General features: G+C 56.2%; 15 protein-coding genes and 3 pseudogenes. 8 read left to right on the top strand and 10 right to left on the bottom strand.

The features are described 5' to 3' along the window. Positions 1-80: 80 nt before the first annotated feature. Positions 81-428 carry a hypothetical protein gene (locus tag AC5S27_RS11030; protein WP_493934619.1) on the bottom strand — a complete coding sequence of 116 codons (348 nt, stop codon included), beginning with the start codon at positions 426-428 and terminating at the stop codon, positions 81-83. Between the two features lie 144 nt (positions 429-572). Between AC5S27_RS11030 and AC5S27_RS11035 the strand changes: the two genes are divergently transcribed. Beyond that, complete coding sequence (locus AC5S27_RS11035) at positions 573-1,505, top strand: LysR substrate-binding domain-containing protein (protein ID WP_493934620.1); 933 nt, start codon at positions 573-575, stop codon at positions 1,503-1,505. Positions 1,506-1,515: 10 nt separating this feature from the next. Here the strand turns inward: AC5S27_RS11035 and AC5S27_RS11040 are convergent, their stop codons facing one another. Both AC5S27_RS11040 and AC5S27_RS11045 read right to left on the bottom strand, forming a co-directional pair. Then, complete coding sequence (locus AC5S27_RS11040) at positions 1,516-2,148, bottom strand: DinB family protein (protein WP_493934621.1); 633 nt, start codon at positions 2,146-2,148, stop codon at positions 1,516-1,518. 50 nt (positions 2,149-2,198) lie between these two features. Next, positions 2,199-3,881: a DUF885 domain-containing protein gene (locus AC5S27_RS11045; RefSeq protein WP_493937301.1), complete on the bottom strand. Its 1,683-nt coding sequence runs from the start codon at positions 3,879-3,881 to the stop codon at positions 2,199-2,201. A 446-nt stretch (positions 3,882-4,327) separates the two neighbouring features. On the opposite strand from AC5S27_RS11045, the pseudogene AC5S27_RS11050 reads away from it, so the two are divergent. The 4 genes and pseudogenes from AC5S27_RS11050 to AC5S27_RS11065 all read left to right on the top strand — a co-directional run. Then, positions 4,328-5,467, top strand: a pseudogene (locus tag AC5S27_RS11050) (serine hydrolase domain-containing protein); the annotation flags it as partial. Positions 5,468-5,617: 150 nt separating this feature from the next. Then, complete coding sequence (bla, locus tag AC5S27_RS11055; RefSeq protein WP_493937302.1) at positions 5,618-6,493, top strand: subclass B3 metallo-beta-lactamase; 876 nt, start codon at positions 5,618-5,620, stop codon at positions 6,491-6,493. Between the two features lie 50 nt (positions 6,494-6,543). Next, the gene (locus AC5S27_RS11060; protein ID WP_493934622.1) at positions 6,544-8,061 is read left to right on the top strand and encodes an ArnT family glycosyltransferase; all 1,518 of its coding nucleotides are present in this window, start codon (positions 6,544-6,546) and stop codon (positions 8,059-8,061) included. Between the two features lie 430 nt (positions 8,062-8,491). Then, a complete protein-coding gene (locus tag AC5S27_RS11065) occupies positions 8,492-9,565 on the top strand; it encodes an aspartyl protease family protein (RefSeq protein ID WP_493934623.1) in 1,074 nt (357 codons plus the stop codon). 295 nt (positions 9,566-9,860) lie between these two features. On the opposite strand, the gene AC5S27_RS11070 is transcribed toward AC5S27_RS11065, so the two are convergent. The 3 genes and pseudogenes from AC5S27_RS11070 to AC5S27_RS11080 form a co-directional block, all read right to left on the bottom strand. Continuing rightward, positions 9,861-11,447 (bottom strand): ParB/RepB/Spo0J family partition protein, encoded by a 1,587-nt coding sequence (locus AC5S27_RS11070; RefSeq protein WP_493934624.1) that lies wholly within the window; start codon positions 11,445-11,447, stop codon positions 9,861-9,863. Between the two features lie 85 nt (positions 11,448-11,532). Continuing rightward, positions 11,533-11,946: a DUF6908 domain-containing protein gene (locus AC5S27_RS11075; protein WP_493934625.1), complete on the bottom strand. Its 414-nt coding sequence runs from the start codon at positions 11,944-11,946 to the stop codon at positions 11,533-11,535. Beyond that, a pseudogene (locus AC5S27_RS11080) lies at positions 11,943-12,647 on the bottom strand (ArdC-like ssDNA-binding domain-containing protein); the annotation flags it as partial. The gene AC5S27_RS11075 and the pseudogene AC5S27_RS11080, both read right to left, overlap by 4 nt. Before the next feature lie 279 nt (positions 12,648-12,926). Here AC5S27_RS11080 and AC5S27_RS11085 point away from each other — a divergent pair. Both AC5S27_RS11085 and AC5S27_RS11090 read left to right on the top strand, forming a co-directional pair. Further along, on the top strand, positions 12,927-13,151 hold the full coding sequence (locus AC5S27_RS11085) for a hypothetical protein (RefSeq protein ID WP_493932670.1): 225 nt from the start codon (positions 12,927-12,929) through the stop codon (positions 13,149-13,151). Then, positions 13,120-15,228: a recombinase family protein gene (locus AC5S27_RS11090; RefSeq protein ID WP_493932671.1), complete on the top strand. Its 2,109-nt coding sequence runs from the start codon at positions 13,120-13,122 to the stop codon at positions 15,226-15,228. The genes AC5S27_RS11085 and AC5S27_RS11090 overlap by 32 nt, the downstream gene beginning before the upstream one ends. Positions 15,229-15,242: 14 nt before the next feature. Here AC5S27_RS11090 and AC5S27_RS11095 read toward each other — a convergent pair. From AC5S27_RS11095 to AC5S27_RS11110, 4 genes and pseudogenes are all read right to left on the bottom strand, one after another. Continuing rightward, positions 15,243-15,446 (bottom strand): annotated as a pseudogene (locus AC5S27_RS11095) (DUF1738 domain-containing protein); the annotation flags it as partial. A gap of 449 nt (positions 15,447-15,895) precedes the next feature. Then, the gene (locus AC5S27_RS11100) at positions 15,896-16,633 is read right to left on the bottom strand and encodes a hypothetical protein (RefSeq protein ID WP_493934626.1); all 738 of its coding nucleotides are present in this window, start codon (positions 16,631-16,633) and stop codon (positions 15,896-15,898) included. A 29-nt stretch (positions 16,634-16,662) separates the two neighbouring features. Further along, on the bottom strand, positions 16,663-16,881 hold the full coding sequence (locus AC5S27_RS11105; RefSeq protein WP_493934627.1) for a hypothetical protein: 219 nt from the start codon (positions 16,879-16,881) through the stop codon (positions 16,663-16,665). Positions 16,882-17,041: 160 nt separating this feature from the next. After that, entirely contained in the window at positions 17,042-17,260 is a 219-nt protein-coding gene (locus AC5S27_RS11110) for a hypothetical protein (protein WP_493934628.1), read from the bottom strand. Positions 17,261-18,080: 820 nt separating this feature from the next. Between AC5S27_RS11110 and dinB the strand changes: the two genes are divergently transcribed. Next, a complete protein-coding gene (dinB, locus tag AC5S27_RS11115; protein ID WP_493934629.1) occupies positions 18,081-18,779 on the top strand; it encodes a DNA polymerase IV in 699 nt (232 codons plus the stop codon). Positions 18,780-18,855: the final 76 nt, after the last annotated feature.

An 18,855-nucleotide genomic window follows, 5' to 3' on the forward strand; every position in this document is an offset into this window, starting at 1 on the left:
TTAAGCATGGCGTGAGACCGAGGGTTCCTTTGTTCTTGCTGTAAAAAGAAGCAACAGCTCCGTGGCTTGCGCGCTGGGGGTCAGGATTTGATGTGAACGATTGCGTCGTCTAGCAATGGTTCAACCCGAACAATGACTTCACCCACCGGATGGCCAGCGACAGCAGTGGCGACGGTGATCTGAGTTCCAACAGGAAGTCGAACGTCAATCGTCTGCCCTGGTTGAAGAGTCGTCTGGTTTTCTCCGACTTTCAGATCGACTGGGATTGTGAGATCGCTTTGAACTCGGAATCTGACCAATTTTGGCTTTCTCGAATCGTAGATTGGCTGCAACGGATTGAGAGAGGGCGACATAGCCCCACTGGCTCCGGGCACAGTAAGGAAATAGGCAAGACCAACCAGAGCGAAAAGTTTTAGTGCGGACTTCATTCCATCTCCCCGGAACGAGGCTGGACGGGTACCGCATCGTGCGATCCACGAGAGCCTGGTAGCAAAGCCAAGGGTATAATTGAGTCGTGCTCACTTCAAGTTGATTGATATCAACCAATCGATGAGGAAAACTAAACAATGAATATGGCGAATTTGGATCTCGACACTCTTAGGACGCTTGCCGTCGCGTCAGATTTAGGCGGTTACGGTCAGGCTGCTCAGAGGCTAGGCAGAACACCATCTGCCATAAGCCTGCAGATGAAGCGACTTCAAGAAGATGTTGGCGCGAATCTCTTCCGTAAGAATGGAAGAGGGGTTGCTCTAACGGAAGCTGGCGAAATCGTTCTTCGCTTCGGGCGGCGGATGCTTGCGATCAATGATGAGCTGCTGGACACGATCCGTGGAGCGTCTCTCGCGGGTCATGTGAGGCTTGGCTGTTCTCAGGATTTTGCCGAGACGGTGCTGCCAGAAGTCCTGTCACAATTCATGAAGTTGTATCCCCTAGTGCAAATGGAAGTTCGCATTGAGGGCAATGCCGCGCTCGTAGAAGCGGTCCAGAAGAACCAATTGGATATCGCTCTTGCCGTCGGACAGGCTGACCACGCGACAGCCGAGATTCTTGGGGAACTTGATCTGGTTTGGATCGCTGGCCAGGAGTTCTCTTCACGTGCAGACCAGCCGCTTCCGCTTGTGCTACTAGGACCGCAATGCGCTTTTCGCAAAGAAGCAATTCAGAAGCTTGACGACGCCCAAATGCAATGGCGGATCGCAGCGGTAAGCCCAAGTCTGGCGGGACTCTGGGCTTCGGCGATTGGAGGCCTCGGCATTACTGCTCGGAGTTCACTTGGGCTACCTGCCCGACTCGTTTGGGACAAGGTGATGTTTGACCTGCCAAGATTGCCTTCTTTCCCGGTCACATTGCACACACAAACAAGCGAAATGAGCGATGGAGTGGAGCGATTGCGCGCTATCATCCGTGAATGTGTTACCGGAACTTTGAAGAGCGCGAAGCGGCAAAGTGCTGTCAGGGACCAGCGAAGAAGACTAGTCCCCGTACAGAAGCAACGATTCGCTTAAGACATCGAAATCAATTCGTCTTCGCCGGGTTAGCGAGCGGTCTGCCTTCACTGGCCGGTGGCACAATGCCGTTCATTCGAACGTACTCGACGAGCTGACCATAGATGTCGTAGGCATGCCCGACAGCATGGCCCACTTCTTCGGCCCGTGTATCAGTGACACCACGTCCTGCATGATCCCAGGCGTTCTCCCGAGTCAGAGTGGCAACCGCGGCATGGGCGTTGGCAAAAGATTCTTTCAACGCTTTGAGCAGATCCTCTTTCTGGGTAAGTTTTCCAGTCGCCGCTAGCTTGGCTGTTGTTTCAGCGTCCGGCTTTGCAACCCCCTTCACTCCCAGAAAGAAGAAATCGTTTGCTTGGATGATGTGAGCGAGCTGTTGTCCAAAGGTGCGCACACCTTTGTAGTTCACATCGCCTCCGGCTTTGAACAGATCATTGCCGGGTGCAAAGCTGTATTTGTCGGCCGGCATCGCTTCCGCAAGCGGAACAAGTTGCTTCTCAAGTCCGGTCACGAGAGCATCGAGGCTCTTGGACGGTTCAACTTGGGCCGAAGCGACGGGGCTTGCAGCTTGCGCGTGCAGGTGCGATGCGCTCCCGATGCATGCTGCAACAACTAAAATAGTGATGACTCGTTTGAACGGCATATTTCTCCTTGTGATTGCAATGGCATTTGATGGTGAAGGATGACGTGCACTCACTTCTGAGCGGCGATCCAGTCATTCACGTGTTGATCAAGGATGTCGAGCGGCAAAGCCCCGGAGCCAAGGATCAGATCGTGAAACTTCTTGATGTCGAATTTCGGACCAAGTTTTAACTCGGCACGCTGGCGGAGTTCGAGCAGGTTCAATTGGCCGATTTTGTATCCAAGGGCCTGTCCGGGCCAAGCGATGTATCGGTCCGTCTCCCGCTGAACGTTCGTCTCGTCTATAGAAGAATGGTCGTGAAAGTAGTCCACGACTTGTTGTCGAGTCCAATGCCTGGAGTGAAGTCCTGTATCCACAACAAGGCGAATGGCGCGCCACATGTCTCCTTCAAGCCGCCCATAGTCACTGTAAGGGTCCTGGTAGAACCCCACGTCCTTCCCAAGCTGTTCCGAGTACAGAGCCCAGCCCTCCGTGTACGCGGTGAATTCCTTATGCTTGCGAAAATCGGGAAGATCGTCCTTCTCCTGTGCAATGGAGAACTGCAAATGGTGTCCAGGGATGCCCTCGTGATAAGCGATAGACTCAGCGTCCCAAAGCGGGATCTGCGAGTAGTTGTACGTGTTCACCACCACGCGCCCAGGATGTTTACCGTCTACTGTGGCGGGTTCGTATGTAGCAGGTGGTCTTTGTTTTTCTGTGTAGGACGGGGTTGCTTCCACAATGAGGTCGCTCTTGGGCAGAGTCCCAAATTGTTCGGGCAGCTTCGCCTTCATCTGCTTCAGATAACCACGATAGGCATCGAGAACCTGCTCTCGCGATGTCGCGTGAAGGTTTGGGTTCGCGTTGATCGCAGCGTTGAAGCTTTTCAGATCGGTGTAACCGAGTTTTTTTGCGATGACGAGCATTGCTGCCTCGTCCCGTTTTACTTCGTCGAGTCCGATTTGGTGAATCTGATCGGCACTCATCCTCAACGTTGTGTTTCGCCGGATGCAGTAATCGTAATAGGCTTCTCCGTTAGGGATCGACCACACCCCTGCCTCAGTACGACTGCGAGGAATGTATTGCGTCTCAAGGAACTTGGCCAGCGCTCTATATGCAGGTACGACATCCTGCGAGAAGGCTGTTTTGATCTCTTGCTCATACCGTTTCTGATCATCGGCGGAAATGCTTTCGGGAAACTTCTTGACGGGCGCGAGAAACGGACTGTCGTCCGGTCCGATCGCCAAGATGGAGTTCACTTGCACGAGTACTTTTTCGGAAACGAGTCGTGCAGGCATATGACCATCCGTCATCCCCAAGCTCATGACGGTTCGGAGCTGATCAAAAAGCTCGGGCACTTTCCTCAAACGCCTGATGTAGTTTTCGTAATCATGTGCATCTTCAAAAGGTGTCGAGGAGATCAGTTGTGGAAGTTCGAAGTGGATGCCATGGATCTGGTTCAGAGGCATCTCCCACTCTTTGAAGCGGACGCTCTCTTCCTCCTCGCTAAGCATGCGCTTAAGCAACTCGACTGAGAGCCTGTCTTCTTCGGAAAGTCTTGCGGGGTCAATCGCAAGCAAACGCCTCTCGTATCGCCTATCTCGCCGCAGCGATAGTTCGACGGCAGCAGGCGAAAGATCACGCCAGTGATCGTTGTAACGCTTGTCACCCAGAGCCGTCGCTGCCTCGGGATTCTCGCGAAGGTAGTCCTCCCAATAGCTCGCGAACAGATGATGAATCGATTGCGAGTCCATGACTGACTTTGAATGACGTTGTGTCTGCCCTGTGCCGGTGATCGACGAGAGGACGAGAGCAACTCCAACCACGCAAGTGACGGTGAGCCTATTCACAAAACAAGGCTAGCCTCAGCGATCAGGAAAGCAAGTTCAAACTTCTCAACTGATTGGTGAGTATCATCAACGGATTATTGAAACCTGAATCCATGAGAGTGCCTGATGTATGCGTTCAAAACTACGCACTTGTGCTGACTCTCTCTTGCCTTGTAACTTCAGCTTGCCATGGGTCATTTAAACAGGAGTAGCAGTAGATGCTAGCCCCAATCACTTCGAAGTCAACTGAGACACAACTCCAAACGATCGCTCCATCTGATGTTTCGCGGATAGCTACACAACGTGGCTGGCGGATTGTGCACCGGTTGACCAGTGCGATGCTCGTCTGCGCTCTTCTCATTGGTACTACGATGCTCTCGTATTGCGAATACGCTACTCCATCCCGAAGACTGTCTGATGCTGGGAAAGAGGCCATAACCCAAGAACTCAAGCAAGCTGTCATTCGAGGCGACACGCCTGGCCTCGTAGCCCTTGTTGTTGGAACTGCAGGTGTTCTGTACGAAGGCACTGCGGGCAAACTTGGGAGTGGGCATGACGCTCCGATGCCAGCGAACGCCATTTTCTTAATCGCTTCTATGACAAAACCGGTGACGTCAGTCGCAGCTATGCAACTAGTCGAAGAGGGGAAGATCAAACTTGACGATCCCGTTTCGAAGTACCTTCCCGGCTTCGACAACCTCCGAGTTATCACAAAGTTCAACGAAGTCAATGCGAGCTACGAAACGCGTCCGGCAAAACGCCCAATGACGATCTACCATCTGCTGACTCACACTTCCGGTATCGGATATGGGTTCTCCAATGTGATTGTGAAACGCCTGACAGAAGCAACGAAGAAAGACGAGTGGCAGCTTCCGCTTTTGAGTGACCCCGGCGACCAATGGAATTACGGAGCAAGTACCGCTGTGTTGGGAATGATTGTTGAAAAGGTCTCCGGAGAATCCCTTGAAACATACTTCCAGGAGCACATCTTCAGGCCCTTGGGCATGACGGATACTTCATACGCGGTGCCCTTGGAGAAGCAAACGCGGGTGGCCTCGGTACATCGTCGGACGGATGGACGTCTCGAAGAGCTGGTACGCCACCACCCCATTCCATCCACACCGACGCCGCCGTTTCTTGGCGACGGTGGACTCTATTCCACAGCTCAAGACTATGGCACATTCATGAGGATGTTTCTCAATGGTGGACAGTTGGAGGGAAAGAGAGTTCTGCGCGAAGCAACTGTGAAATCAATGGAGCAGAACAACATTGGAACTGTGACCGTGGAGCTACAGCCGGGAGCAGATCCCTCAATCTCCAATTCGTTTCCAATCGGAGCAGGCCAAGACAAGTTTGGTCTCGGCTTTCAGATAGCCGCCGGAGAGGCGCGATATGCGCAATACAGAAGTCCAGGCAGCGTGAGTTGGGCAGGAGTCTACAACTCTGAGTTTTGGATCGATCCAGTAAAGCGTATTGGCGGCGTGATGATGATGCAGGTGCTTCCGTTTTACGACGATGGTGCGATCCACGCTTTCCGTTCCTTCGAACGATCGGTTTATCAAGCCATCAACGAAGCCCAGCATCGCGACACGGCCCAAATCACTCCCGGATACCTCCAGCAGACCGTAGCAGGGTCCAGCGAAACATCCGCGCAACCACACATGGTGCCGGCGCCACTCAAGAGGCAGCCTGCCCCTGCGAAGAGTGACGTTAATCGCGAATGGACGACCCCGGTTCCCCCGTTTCGAATCGCAGATAATTTGTACTACGTAGGAAGCCGCGACTTGGCTGCCTATCTGGTCACGACCGCTTCAGGGCTTGTCCTCATCAACGCGAATCTAGATAGCTCACCGGCCCAGATTCGCAAGAGCGTGGAAAAGCTTGGCTTTTCCTGGTTTGATGTGAAGGTTCTACTCAATAGCCAAGCTCATTACGATCACATGGGTGGTGCGGCAGAGATCGTTCATGAGACGCACGCACAGAACGCGGTGATGGATGGCGATGTGAGCGTAGTCGAAACCGGTGCGCGGACGGATTTCCTCGCGCCGTCACCCAATGTCCCTGGCTACTCTCCAGTCCACGTGGATCGAGTGCTACATGATGAAGACACAGTATCGATTGGCGGCGTTACGTTGACAGCACACAAGACTGCGGGGCATACGCGCGGATGCACTACATGGACGATGCGCTCTCATGTACCCGGCGAGCCAGCAGGAACGTTGCGGAATATTGTCATTGTCGGTGGTGTTGGATTTTGGTCGGAGTATCATTTCATCGCTTCCCCTGGCCATTCCGCTAGCTACCCGAACATCGCTCAAGACTTCCGCCATACCTTCGCCACATTGCACAGCCTTCCTTGCGACGTATTTCTAGGAGCTCATGGCGGATACTTCGATTTGCTCACGAAATTGCAGCGCTACCCGCATGACGGTCCTCGTGTGTTTATTGATCCTGCAGGCTACACAGAGTTCGTTACGGAAGCTGAAAAGACGTTTGAGCAAGCGCTGGCAAAACAGCGATCTACTGCGGCCCGCTGAGTAAAGGCGCTGCGTTTTAGGTGCAAGCATAGACCCCTGCTGGAGAAGTTATGCCATTCGAGGAAAAGCGCAGCTCTCCCCTAGTCCTTCCCATCGCCTGTTTCGTCGTGCTTGCCCATTTGCTTACGGCGACCCGTTATGGCATCTTTCGTGACGAACTGTATTACATTGCGTGCGCCCGACACCTCGGAGCCGGATATGTCGATCATCCACCCTTGATTGCATGGATCACCTGGATGGTTCTGCACACTCTCGGTTCCTCGTTACTTGCGCTGAGGCTGCTTCCAGCGCTGGCAAGTGGCTCTCTCGTGTGGATGACCGCACGGATCGCGCGGGAATGGGGTGGCGGGCACTATGCTCAATTCCTTTCAGCTCTGTCTATTGCTCCAGTCCCGATCTATCTCATTCTCCAACACTGGCTGACAATGAACGCCTTCGAACCCCTATGCTGGGCGGGTATCTTCTGGGCCGCGTCGCGCCTGATTCTTCGCCAAGAGCCACGCTACTTAGTCTTGATTGGAGTGTTGGCGGGCATTGGCATCGAAAACAAATACTCCATCGTCTTTCCTCTGGCGGGCCTGCTCGTCGGAATGCTGCTCACGCCGGAACGGAAATGGCTTCGATCACCGTATGTTGCGATTGCGTGCGTGGTCGCGGTGATGCTTTTCCTCCCAAACCTGCTCTGGCTCGTTCACCATGGATTTCCATTCCTAGAGTTCGAGAGAAATTCGAGGGCGAGCGGCTCACGCATTATTCGAGGTCCTTTGTCCTTCATGGTGGACCAGGCACGCATCATGAATCCCGTGCTGGCCCCGCTCATGCTGCTTGGCGCGGGTTGGTTTTTCACAAGGGTAGGTAAGACTCTCCGTCCGATTGGCATTGCCGCGCTCTTCGTTATCCTGCTGCTACTCGGGATGCAGGCCAAGAACTATTACGTTTCCCCGGTTTATCCGGTCCTCTTAGCAAGCGGCGCGGTTTTTTGGGAGCGATTGTCTGCACACCGGTTCTGGCTCCGAGCGGCTTACCCGGTTTGCATCATCGTCTCCGGATGCGCACTCGCGCCTCTGGTGATGCCGATCCTGTCTCCGCAGGGATTCCTCGCCTACCATCACCTGTGGCACGATTTCACGCCCGTCATCTTCGAGTACCAGCCCGAGCGGCCTTTGCCGCAGTATTTCTCGGATGAGTTCGGCTGGGAAGCCATGACCCAGACGACCGCGCAGATCTTCCACCACCTCCCTCCACAAGAACAGGCTTATACAGCGATCTTCGCCAACGACTATGGTCAGGCGGCTGCGATCGACTTCTTTGGACCTCGGTATGGATTACCGGCCTCGGTTAGCAAGGCCCAGACCTACTGGTTGTGGGGCCCACGCCAGTACGACGGACGAAGCGTGATCGTTCTGGGAAGCGACGGCAGTGGAGATCGCGAACACTTTCGCTCCGTCGAGGCTGCGGGAGAGGTGAGATCGGATTACTCGCGTGAGGATGAGCGATTCACGATCTTCATGTGTAGAGGAATTTATCCCCCACTTGGAGTTCTGTGGCCACACATCAAGTCCTTCTAAACACAGGCCAATACACTCATCGAACATGATGGGCCCCATGATGAATGGCGGTCCGCGGATATGTGCACCATCACCCCGATCAAGGAAAACCATAAACAGCCGCAGCAACGGCAAAGGAAATGATTGCCGCTAACGTGCAATGCATTATCGAGCAGCTTGAGGCCGGGAAGTCGGACGCACTGACCACCTCGACGCCTTGAGCCGCTTTCACAACTACAGCTTCGGAAACAGACTGGATCGCACGATAGATGCCGGACGCAACCCCCTCGGCCGGACTGTATGTGTGGACCCAGCTTGGCCGAGAAGTGAAGAAGGGCGAACGCGGTAACCCATGAAAGCTGCACTGGTTCTATTTGCAACACTTCTAGCCCCAGCGGTCGCGAGGCCTGCGACGACCTTGTCCGTTTCTGTTGTGGACAGGCGTCCCTTCGTGCAAGTTCGTATTAACGGCAAAGGACCATTCTCGTTTTTGGTTGACACGGGCTCTTCGGTGACTACCATCACCGCTGACCTCGCTGAGCGTCTGCGTCTTCGTCCAATCAAAAGCGACCAAGGCTCGGGTGCAGGTAATGAGCCCATCGAGTTCAAAGTTATCCACGTGAATTCGGTGGACGTAGGATCCGTATCCCTTGGCCCCATGGATGTGCCGGCGATTGACGAAAAGTGTCTCCGTCAAGTGATCGGCTTTCGCAGATTCGACGGCGTACTGGGCACTGAGATCTTTAGGACTCACGCAGTGACACTAGATGCGTTCCGTAAGCGTCTTTCGCTTGATCGGGATCCAAGGATTCGGGTACAAGATCGGGCAATCGCAATCCCGTTCATCCTTGACGAAAACGATATGCCGGTGGTGCAGGCGTCCGTCAACGGAGTGACAGGATCGTTCCAAGTGGATACGGGTGATCGTTCCAGCCTCACTCTCTTCGGAAGCTTTTGGCGCAAATACGATCTCGACAAGCATGTCGGGCCGACGATCAAGACGATGACCGGATATGGAGCCGGAGGGCCTATTCTCTCGATTGTCGGGAGAAGTAAGGTTGTGAGGATAGGCAGCGTAATGTTGCCGCCTCCGGTGACTCGACTCTCACTTCAGACAGGCGGAAGTTTCACACGCGCTGATCGTGCTGGAAGCATCGGCATGGGTATATTGAGTCGCTTCGAGGTGAGGTTTGATTATCTGCATCATGTGATGTGGCTGTCTGAGGGACCGGCATTTGATTCACCTGACCGCTATGACCGAAGCGGTCTTTGGTTAGGACTGACGGGTGGCATCGGACTGCAGGTTGTGGCAGTTGCACCTGGTAGCCCAGCGGAACACGCGGGTATCCGTGTTGGTGATGTGATGCACCGACTCGGACGGATTGAGGCGACCAGCACGAACCTGTTTGTGATCAGGCGTCTACTCGAAGACCCTCATTTACGTGACGTGTCTGTATACGGGATACGATCCCACGCCCCTTACAGCACCACGGTCGCCATGAAGGATCAGATAACACCTCCGTAATCGAATGGAGGCGGTCCGATAGACGGATATGCGCTACTAAGATTGAGCACATCGCTCATGGCCATTCTCTAACTGCTTCCTCGCAGTGCGGTAGGTTTTCAGAGAGATGCGCGAAAGGAGCAAAGGGGAAGAATGCAAAGAGGAGGAACTCGACTCTTTGCCGCGCAGCCGGCGAGCGGGGGCCGGAGTCAAGCGAATGAGGGTGCAGGGGGAAAACAGCATGTGTTTCCCCTGCCGCCGTTTCGGCGCAAGAGGAAGGGCGGCAGGTTCGCCGCCCTCAACTGAATGAAATTGTCTAAGCCGCTTTCTTCGCGATCTTGGTTGCTGGCTCTGATGCCTCCTTCGCCTTCTCCTTAGCAGCGAACTCCTGCCGAACTTTCGCAGCGATGGCGTCCGCGTCCACCTTATAGACAGACGCGGCTTCCTTGAGGATGGCGGTTGGATTACCGCGCGAAGCGGCCAACAGGATGCAAGCCTCCACCAGCAACCGCGAGAGCGCTCCTTCATCAGCACGGCGAAAGAAGGCGGTCAGAGTCTTCTTCAGGCCTCCATCGTCTCGCTTTTGCCGGATGCCATGCTGCCGCGCCAGCATCTCGATGCGGCTCTCATCGAGTACCGACACCAACCGCTCGATGACAAACAGCAGGTCACGCTTGAGCAAGCGCACCGGCACGGCAGCGCCGATGGCGGAGAGGACGCGAAGCCCGGTTGCATTCGCGATGGCTTGCTCTTTCCGCTGCTTCTCCTGTTCGGCCTTCCAGCGTTGGTCGTCACCGTCGTTCTTCTGCTTCGGATGATGTACCGGGCAGGCAGGATTGGCGCACACCTTATGGATGGTGCCCACATCGGAGCCTTCGGTGATGATGGCCTCCGTGGTGAACTTGCACACCTTGAACTCCGGGCGCTTCGCTTCGTCGGTAGACGTCGGCTTGTCGTCCCTAATGGCGGTGTACCTGTTGCGCGGCAATACATGACTACCTTCCTTCTGTCCGCCATAAGCCGTGCTGATCTGCACCAGCTCCGGTTTGGCGGTGATGGTCTTCGCTACATGCGCACAGACTTTGGCCTGATAGCAGGTGGGGTCGGTGCAGCGGTCACCCTGTCTGCCGAGGTCATCGCCGAACAGCAGCTTGTTATGGCCTGTTCGTTTAGGACAATCGGCACAAGTGCCAGCGGCGGGAACAAGCTGCGCATCACGCTTGTTGAACGGCGCATCCTTCAGGACGAGCAAGATGTTCGAATCAATCCAGAATTGGAGGTTCCGGACGGGCAGAAGAATACGGCCGGGTTTGGCGGCTCCGTTGTAGACCTCTTTGAAACATGCCTTGAGTGCGTCTTCCTGCTGGTCGGCTGGCAGTTTCGCCAGTAACAGCGCATGCCCCACGCCGATTTCGTCTGCATAGAAGGCATCGACGGCGGACGGGATGAGGTCGGTCAGCTTGAGGCGCTGCGCGACGAACGCAGGGCTTTTTCCGACACGCGCCCCGATCTGCTCGATGCTGTACTTTGGCTCTTCCAAGTAGAGTAAGGCGCGGAAGCCCTGTGCCTCCTCCATCGGATGGATTTCACTTCTGACAAGGTTCTCAACCAGTTGAGCCTCCAACGCCTCGGCATCGGAGAGGTTGACGATGCGGACAGGAACGGTAGCTTGTTCGGCCATCTGCGCGGCCCGGTAACGCCGTGCTCCGGCGATGATCTCGAAGCCCTTCTCCGTGATGGGGCGCACCAGCAGCGGAGACAGAACGCCCTGGGTACGGATGGAATCTGCCAGTTCCTTCAAGGCGGTTTCCTCGAAGGTGCGGCGCGGGTTGGTCTTGGACTCATTCAAGAGCGACAGCGAGACGCTGCGGTATTCGGTGGCTTGGATGACTTGGGTTTCCATGAGAGTGTGCTCCTTTCGAGCGGTTCAGGGTTGAAGGTCACGGAGCGGCACACGTTGGGCATGGTTCCGCTCCAACGGGAGCGGACTAGCCGAGGATGCACCTGTCCGTGAAGACTTCGGAGAAGCCCTGCATCCGTAGGTTGTTGTCCCAGAGCTTGGCGAAGCTTTGGTGCTGCTGGTGGAGTTGCATGTGATAGCAGTAACTGCCTTCCTGAATGAAGCGGCTCCACTGCTCGATACCTGCGTAATCGTTCCGGTAGTAGAAGCCGTTCAGATAAGCGTCACCTGCGAGGCCAAGCTCGAAGCACATCTCCGGGTCACGCATGGCGTCGCCATTCTGGACGCCGTAGTGGGCAACCGAGAGCGAAGGCAGACCACACGGACCGGACTCATCGATGGCCTCGATGACGAGTTCCATATAAGGCGGGTTCTCAATCTTGAGGTAGAGGTTGGGCCGCCAGCCTCCCGCTTTGCGAAGGATGTCGAGTACGGTCTTCATGCGGCTACCTCCGTAAGTTCGTCGGTGGCTGCGTCCGCGACGGGCGGCTCCAATGCAGCAAGGATGACGATGGCGGTCTGCTGAATGACTTCCAAGCTCTCGGCCAGCAGCGAGGCATTGCCGTGGTACAGGTTGATGTAGTCAGCAGACGCGGAACCCGTCACCAAACCAACGGCCTTCCCAACCACAAAGGCCACGGCTTCGGCCTCTGTCTCGCGCACGGTCTTGGTGGTTGCCGTGCGGCGTTCTGCCTTGTGCAGGAGTTCGTGCGCCGTCTCGTGAACAAGCGTGGCGAAAGTTTCGGCCTTCGATTGTCCGGGCAGGATGGCGATGCGTCCGCCGTAGCTCATGCCGAGGGCGGGTGCGATGTTGGGGTTATAGACAAGCTGAATGCCTTTGCTCTGGACGAACGCGGCCAGTCTGTCCAAGTTCTCGCCAGGGTCGCCGGAGACCTCGCGCATCTCCGGCAGGTCTACGCCGTCTGTCTGCGATACGTCGAAGACGTAGGCGTTGCGGAAGCCAAGCAACACGCGCTCATTCTGCTTGGTGATGTCCTTCTGTGCTTCCTCGTCCTTCTTGCGGCGAACGCCGACGATAGGGGCAAGGATGCGAATGCCTTTCTGTCCGGCCTTCACGCTGCGGCCTAGGTTCTTCCACGTCCAGAACCCGGCCACCCGCGTGGCCTGTGGCATTTGCGAAGCACTCACACACTGCCCATGTTTCTCTGACGATTCACTATGCGCATCATCCTCAGTTTGGGCGGACGGTAACGCTAGTTCGGCGCGTTTCGTTTTCCGGGCAGCCTCGGAACCAGCTTCAGTTGCTTCTTCCCAGCGGCGATCAGCTTGTCGTTCCCGCATGGATGCTCGATGAAGAGCATTGCCGCGGCATGGCGGTGGTCGAACGACCAGTGATAGCGCTCTCCGCGCTTCTTGCCCTGCGCTCTCTGATCGACACCCAGCCAGAAGACGGCTGCCCCGATGACTCGCTACCTTCAGAAGCATCTTCGCCAGGAGGTGCATTCGGTGAGCCCACCACGCCAGGGATCTCTTCCCTGGGACAAGACCAAGCCCCAGCAGCTCCCGCAGACAGCGCAGGTGCGCTGTCGCGAGTTGCTCAGCCAGATGCTGCTCCGAACCATGAGCGGCGTAACCCCCGCAGAACAGGAGAGCGATGAGCGAGAAGATTCAAGCCATTCACATTGATCGGGAGGCCTGCGTCTATGTACGGCAGTCCTCCATGCAACAAGTCCGGACACGTCTTGAAGGGCAGCGTCGCCAGTACGACCTTCGCGAACGTGCGCAGACACTGGGCTTTCAGCGTGTCGTCGTGATCGACGAAGACCAGGGCCGCACTGGAACGGGTTCGGTCGAACGTCCCGGCTTCGGCAGATTGCTTGAGTCCGTTTGCTCCGGCAGGGTCGGCGCCGTCTTCGCTTTGGAGGCCTCGCGTCTGGCAAGGAACAACCGCGACTGGCATCACCTGATCGATCTCTGCGCGATGGCCGGGACACTCGTCATCGACCACGACGGCGTCTACGATCCCAGTCTGCTCAACGACCGGCTTCTGCTCGGTCTCAAGGGCACCATGAGCGAGTTCGAGATCAGTCTGCTGCGCCAGAGGGCGATGGAGGCGCATCGTCAGAAGGTGCGGCGCGGCATGGTGATGACGCAAGTGCCTTTGGGCTACGTCCGCACCGAAGAGGAAGGGATAGAGAAGACGCCCGACCGCCAGGTGCAGGAGGCCATCGCCGGTATCTTTCGCAAGTTCCATGAGCTGGGCAGCGTGCGTCAGGTGCTGCTCTGGTACCGCGATGAAAAGCTTCCCCTTCCCGTTCTCTCGCGTGAGTCCGGCAACCGCAAGACGGTCTGGATCGAACCCATCTACTCCAGCCTCTGCGGCATCCTCAAGAACCCGGCCTATGCAGGCGTCTTCGTCTGGGGCAGGAAGCATACGCGCACCTCCATCGTCGAGGGCCGCGCCCGCAAGACACGCGGTCACGCTCGACCGCAGGACCAGTGGGAGGTCGTCATCCCGGACCACCATGAAGGGTATATAACGTGGGAAGAGTTTATGCGCAACCAGCAACAGATTCGCTCCAACGCAGGATGGAACGCCCGCATGGGAGGACTGAGCGGCGCGGCGCGCAACGGGCCCGCACTGCTGGCGGGACTGCTGCGATGCGCACGCTGTGGCCGCGCGCTTCAGGTCTTCTATACCTCCAGCAAGCGGGACGGGCCGCTGCCGCGCTACGAGTGCAGCGGAGACCGCGCCCATAAGTTGAAGCGCAGTTGCATCACCTTCGCTGGTTGGCGAGTCGACCGGGAGATCGCAGCCGAGGTGCTCGAAGCCCTGCGCCCTCTCGGCGTGCAGGCCGCGCTCGATGCGCTCGAACAGACCCAGAACCGAACCGATGAGAAGCGGCGCTCGCTCGAACTCGCACTCCAGAAGGCACGCTATGAAGCTAGCCGTATCGAACGGCAGTACCAGGCAACAGAGCCGGAGAACCGTCTCGTCGCAGCAGAGTTGGAGAAGCGATGGAACAACGCACTGACTCATGCCGACGATCTGGAGCGCCGCCTGGAAGACGCGACCGCATCGGCACTTCAACTCACCCCGGAACAGCGGGAACAGTTGCTCACGCTCGGCGACGATCTCGAACGCTTGTGGGACCATCCCAGCTCGCCGATGGCGTTGAAGAAGCGCGTCCTCAGAACGGTGCTTGAGGAAGTCGTCGCCGATACCACCGATGAGCCTCCCGCCGTCCATCTCAAGCTGCACTGGGCTGGCGGTACCCACACGCAACTGACGGTGCGCAAGAACAGGACTGGCGACCATAACAACGTCAACTCGGAAGAAGTAACGGAGTTGATTCGTGAACTCGCTCTTGTCTGCGACGACCGCGCCATCGTGTCTATCCTGAATCGGTTGGGTTATCGAACGGGTCACGCTAACACTTGGACGGAGAAGCGTGTGCAGCACGTTCGACATACCAAGGGATTTCCGGCATGTCCGCCGCCGGAACAGCGCCTCTGGATCACGATGCAGCAAGCCGCCGTCGCACTGGGTATCAGTCAGGCGTCGGTTCGCCAATTGATCGAACGAAAGATCTTACCGGCAAAACAAATCGTCAAGTTCGCCCCGTGGACGATCGAACGCGCTCACCTCACGCTGCCAGCCGTCCATAGAGCCGTCCGTCTCATCCACACGGGCCGCCGATCTCCATCGCGCGTAACCAGCAACGCCCAAACCCCTATGTTTATTGACTCCAGCGAGGTGTAGCACTATGTCACTGCTTTCTGCCGCGCAATCTCCAAGACGTTCCCGAAGGAATACGAATGGAAGCGGCTCATGGCGGTGAGGTAGTTGGTGAGGGCTTCGGAGTGTCCGGCCTCCAACTGCTCAATCAGCAGCTTGATATTGGCGGCAATGAGTTCTTGTTTGGTGGAAGGCTTCTTGCTGTCGATGCTGGCAACGTTGGTGGTGTCTGTGCTGCTCATGGTGGAGTCTCCTTGTCGGCATTTGCTTTTGCACGTCCGCGTTGAACGCGGCATGTACATGCCGAACGCCTCCTGGCGAAGGCGGGGGGTAGCAAGTGCAAGGAGAGGGGGATCACCCACTCTTGAAGCGGAAGCAAAGCTGGAGCGGAAAGAGCGAAGGGCTGCACAAGCGAAGCGCGGAAGCCTGGGGAGACTCCTTGCGCGCGCGAGGGGGCGGCGCCCCCCTTAGGAAGGCTTGTCTTCCGTATGAGTGCGCGTCAGCGCACAGGAATTATTGGGGCGGGCGTTGCGGGCGGGAACGGCCCGCAGAGATGGGAGCGGAAGACGCTTTGCGACTGGAGCGTGGGAAGAGGCTTCTTCCCACCACGACCAAGACCAACGACGATTCTCGAAGTTTGTATAAACGTTGACGAGAGAACTAGTGATATCGGATGAGAGTGCAAATGGCCTTAGCCCCGAGGTAGCTTGCTTGAGCTGGCTAGAACCTCGTCCAGAGTGAAATTTTCCTTGATCAGAACCCGCAGTTGCTCGATGGCTGCGTTTAATCGGTTTGCCTGATCTCTGAGGTCATTTACAAATCCTGCCAATTTCTCTTTATCTTCAGTCTTGAATTGGATCGAAGGAAAGGCTTCTTGCCAGTCGGCGACTTCGACAAGCTCAGTTGGCCACATCCACGGTCGATCTACATCGTTTGCCCGGTGCCGTCGAAGAGATTGATAGAACTGCTCCAGATCGATGGCAAGGACACGCTCGGAAGGATGCCTGTAGAGGATCGACTGATTTCTCGGCTCCTCTTCCGGAATGGTGACCGAGTCCGCCAAGGAATAGAAGAGAGATCCTTTGAAGGTGTGAATCTGCTCAAAGAGCTCCGCCAGAGCAGGATCGAGCACTTCAAGAGTTAGAAACAGGTTGTCAGTCAATTCGAAGAAGCGCGAAGTCAATGATCCGATTGTCCGACGGTGGATAACGATTAGATTGATCGTCACCCACGATTCAGATTCATGCGCTTCGAGTTCCTCAAGGAAGCTGGTTGTGACGGCGTAGAAGCCTTTCAGAATCGACAACAGTTCGACGAACGAGTAACAAGCCCTACGCTTATCATCAAGCGCGATGTCGAGACGTTTTCCGATCAGTTTGCTCGCGACGAGTTCGACGAATTTCGAGAGGAGACCGGCACCCATCATCATTGGATTGTTATCGCTCCTGATCGCGAATATTACTGGATTGTGTCCCACGGACGCGCAGGCAGGTACTTGGCAAACCCTGGCCAATCCGAAGTCGCGACGCCCACAGGGCGTTCACGATCCCATTTGTCGAACTCGACGCGCTCATCAGGCGGCAGGTTTTCGACACAGTCCAACATACGGCCATACCACTGGCTGACGCGACCGTGATAGATATTCACCACTTTGGGATTGTCAAGATCTTTAGACATGGAAACCTCTAGGCGATTCTAATTCCAGCGGCGCATCACCAATAGATCCACGTATCCAGAATGTGTTTGCAGGGACAGACCCGAGCCGGAGCTTCGTAACGGCCTTGAAAAGTGCCGCAGAGGTGGGAGCCGATCTGACCCGTAGCACCGACAGCCAAGTTCAGCGTGAGATCGGTGGCGTGGAGTAGTCCTTGAGCACGCGTGGTTGGCCGCCGTCATCCCGCGTCATCGTGGCTTCCAGAGATGTGGACATTTTTAGACAAGAAGAAAATACGGTGCCATCGGTGAACTCGATACAGATCTCCGGGCCATCGATGGTGTCTTCGTAGATCGTGAATTTGCTTACAACTTTGCCAATGAACTCCGCACACTCGATCACTCCAATCCTCCGTCATAAGGGATGCGGCAAATGACGCATCATTTGGTCGGCAGGGGCATTCGGCCCGCCATCAAGGCAGGTCGTAAGGCCGGGGGATGGCCCAAGGGAAATTTGTTCGCAAAACGAAAAAGGATAGCGCAAGATGCTGGGAAACGGTATCGCTAGTGGTCACGAATACGAAGCGAGCCAGGCGAAGGGGTTCGGGCGATGACGCGGGGTACATGGAATCTGTCTCCTCAACCGGATTCAGGGGAAAACATTTGCGGTGCGCCCCCGCAAACAGCCCTTGAAAACCCGTGATCGGGGAGTTGGAAAACCGTCAAACCGCGCGGTTCCTGGACCTTTAGCTTTAGGGGCCTGGACATAGTCGCAGGCTCCCCGACCGCAAAGGCGTAGGGAATCTTCGTGCGCCGTATGGCGCACTTCGGTTTGAAGGGGTTTCCACACCCCAGGACGGTGCGTGCCCGTCCCAGTCAAATCATTCAGGAACGGGTCAAAAATTGCAACATTATCGCCAACGACCGAACGTTGCAATGACACCTCTGGGCGAACATAAAGAGAATATGAAAGGATGGGTTTGAGGACCGAAAACCGATGGGCAGACGGATCAGAGACGAAGTAGTTGGACATCTATTCGAAGTCGCTGAGAACTCGCCCCGCCCCGAAGCAATAGCGCTGTTGCGTGCGTTCGCCCAGAACCGTCCATCGGATTTCACCTTCCTGACATCGAGCGATCTGGCTGACCTGAAAAACTCAGCCTTTACGGGCATTGCGGAGTGGGACGCCTTCTCGGAGCACTGTCGATCCTGCGGGCTCTGCCATGCTTGATCTCAAGGTTTTAGGCGGGGCCGATATTTCCGGAATCGGCAGTCGCAAGGTCGTTCATGTCGACATGGACGCCTTCTACGCCTCTGTCGAGCAACGCGACGATCCAAGCCTTCGGGGACGTCCTGTGGTTGTGGCATGGAAAGGAAAACGCTCGGTGGTCTGTGCGGCTTCCTATGAGGCGCGGCGTTTTGGATTGAGGTCCGCGATGCCTGCGGTAAGCGCAGAGCGGTTGTGCCCTGAAGCCGTCTTTGTTCCACCCGACTTCGTGCGCTACAAGGCAGCATCGCAGGCGGTGCGGGAGATTTTCCAACGCCACACCGACGCTATAGAACCGTTGTCTCTGGATGAAGCCTATCTCGATGTCACGCAGAACAAGACAGGCATACCGACCGCCACCCTTGTTGCGAAGGCGATCCGGCAACAGATATGGGACGAATTGCAGCTCACGGCCTCGGCAGGCGCAGCTCCCAATAAATTCCTGGCGAAGATTGCCTCGGATTGGCGCAAGCCAAATGGCCAGTTTGTGATTCAGCCTCATGAGGTGCAGGGGTTCCTCCTCACGCTCCCAGTGGGTCGGATTCCTGGTGTCGGCAAAGTGACTGAGGCCCGCATGGCAAAAGCCGGAATCAAACTCGTCGGCGATATCTACGCGATGGAACTTGCAGCCTTGGAGCAAGAGTTCGGAAGTTAGACCGGGCCACCACGCAGCGACGCTCCTCCTTGGCAGATTTCTGGAAGTTGGTCGCTACGCAATGCAGTTCTTGCTG

The sequence above is a fragment of the Acidicapsa borealis genome (assembly GCF_059115245.1).

Coding starts and splice junctions, on each gene's coding strand:
- AC5S27_RS11030 (WP_493934619.1), bottom strand. CDS start 428: ATGAAGTCCGCACTAAAACTTTTCGCTCTGGTTGGTCTTGCCTATTTC.
- AC5S27_RS11035 (WP_493934620.1), top strand. CDS start 573: ATGGCGAATTTGGATCTCGACACTCTTAGGACGCTTGCCGTCGCGTCA.
- AC5S27_RS11040 (WP_493934621.1), bottom strand. CDS start 2,148: ATGCCGTTCAAACGAGTCATCACTATTTTAGTTGTTGCAGCATGCATC.
- AC5S27_RS11045 (WP_493937301.1), bottom strand. CDS start 3,881: ATGGACTCGCAATCGATTCATCATCTGTTCGCGAGCTATTGGGAGGAC.
- bla (WP_493937302.1), top strand. CDS start 5,618: ATGGTGCCGGCGCCACTCAAGAGGCAGCCTGCCCCTGCGAAGAGTGAC.
- AC5S27_RS11060 (WP_493934622.1), top strand. CDS start 6,544: ATGCCATTCGAGGAAAAGCGCAGCTCTCCCCTAGTCCTTCCCATCGCC.
- AC5S27_RS11070 (WP_493934624.1), bottom strand. CDS start 11,447: ATGGAAACCCAAGTCATCCAAGCCACCGAATACCGCAGCGTCTCGCTG.
- AC5S27_RS11075 (WP_493934625.1), bottom strand. CDS start 11,946: ATGAAGACCGTACTCGACATCCTTCGCAAAGCGGGAGGCTGGCGGCCC.
- AC5S27_RS11085 (WP_493932670.1), top strand. CDS start 12,927: ATGACTCGCTACCTTCAGAAGCATCTTCGCCAGGAGGTGCATTCGGTG.
- AC5S27_RS11090 (WP_493932671.1), top strand. CDS start 13,120: ATGAGCGAGAAGATTCAAGCCATTCACATTGATCGGGAGGCCTGCGTC.
- AC5S27_RS11100 (WP_493934626.1), bottom strand. CDS start 16,633: ATGATGATGGGTGCCGGTCTCCTCTCGAAATTCGTCGAACTCGTCGCG.
- AC5S27_RS11105 (WP_493934627.1), bottom strand. CDS start 16,881: ATGTCTAAAGATCTTGACAATCCCAAAGTGGTGAATATCTATCACGGT.
- dinB (WP_493934629.1), top strand. CDS start 18,081: ATGCTTGATCTCAAGGTTTTAGGCGGGGCCGATATTTCCGGAATCGGC.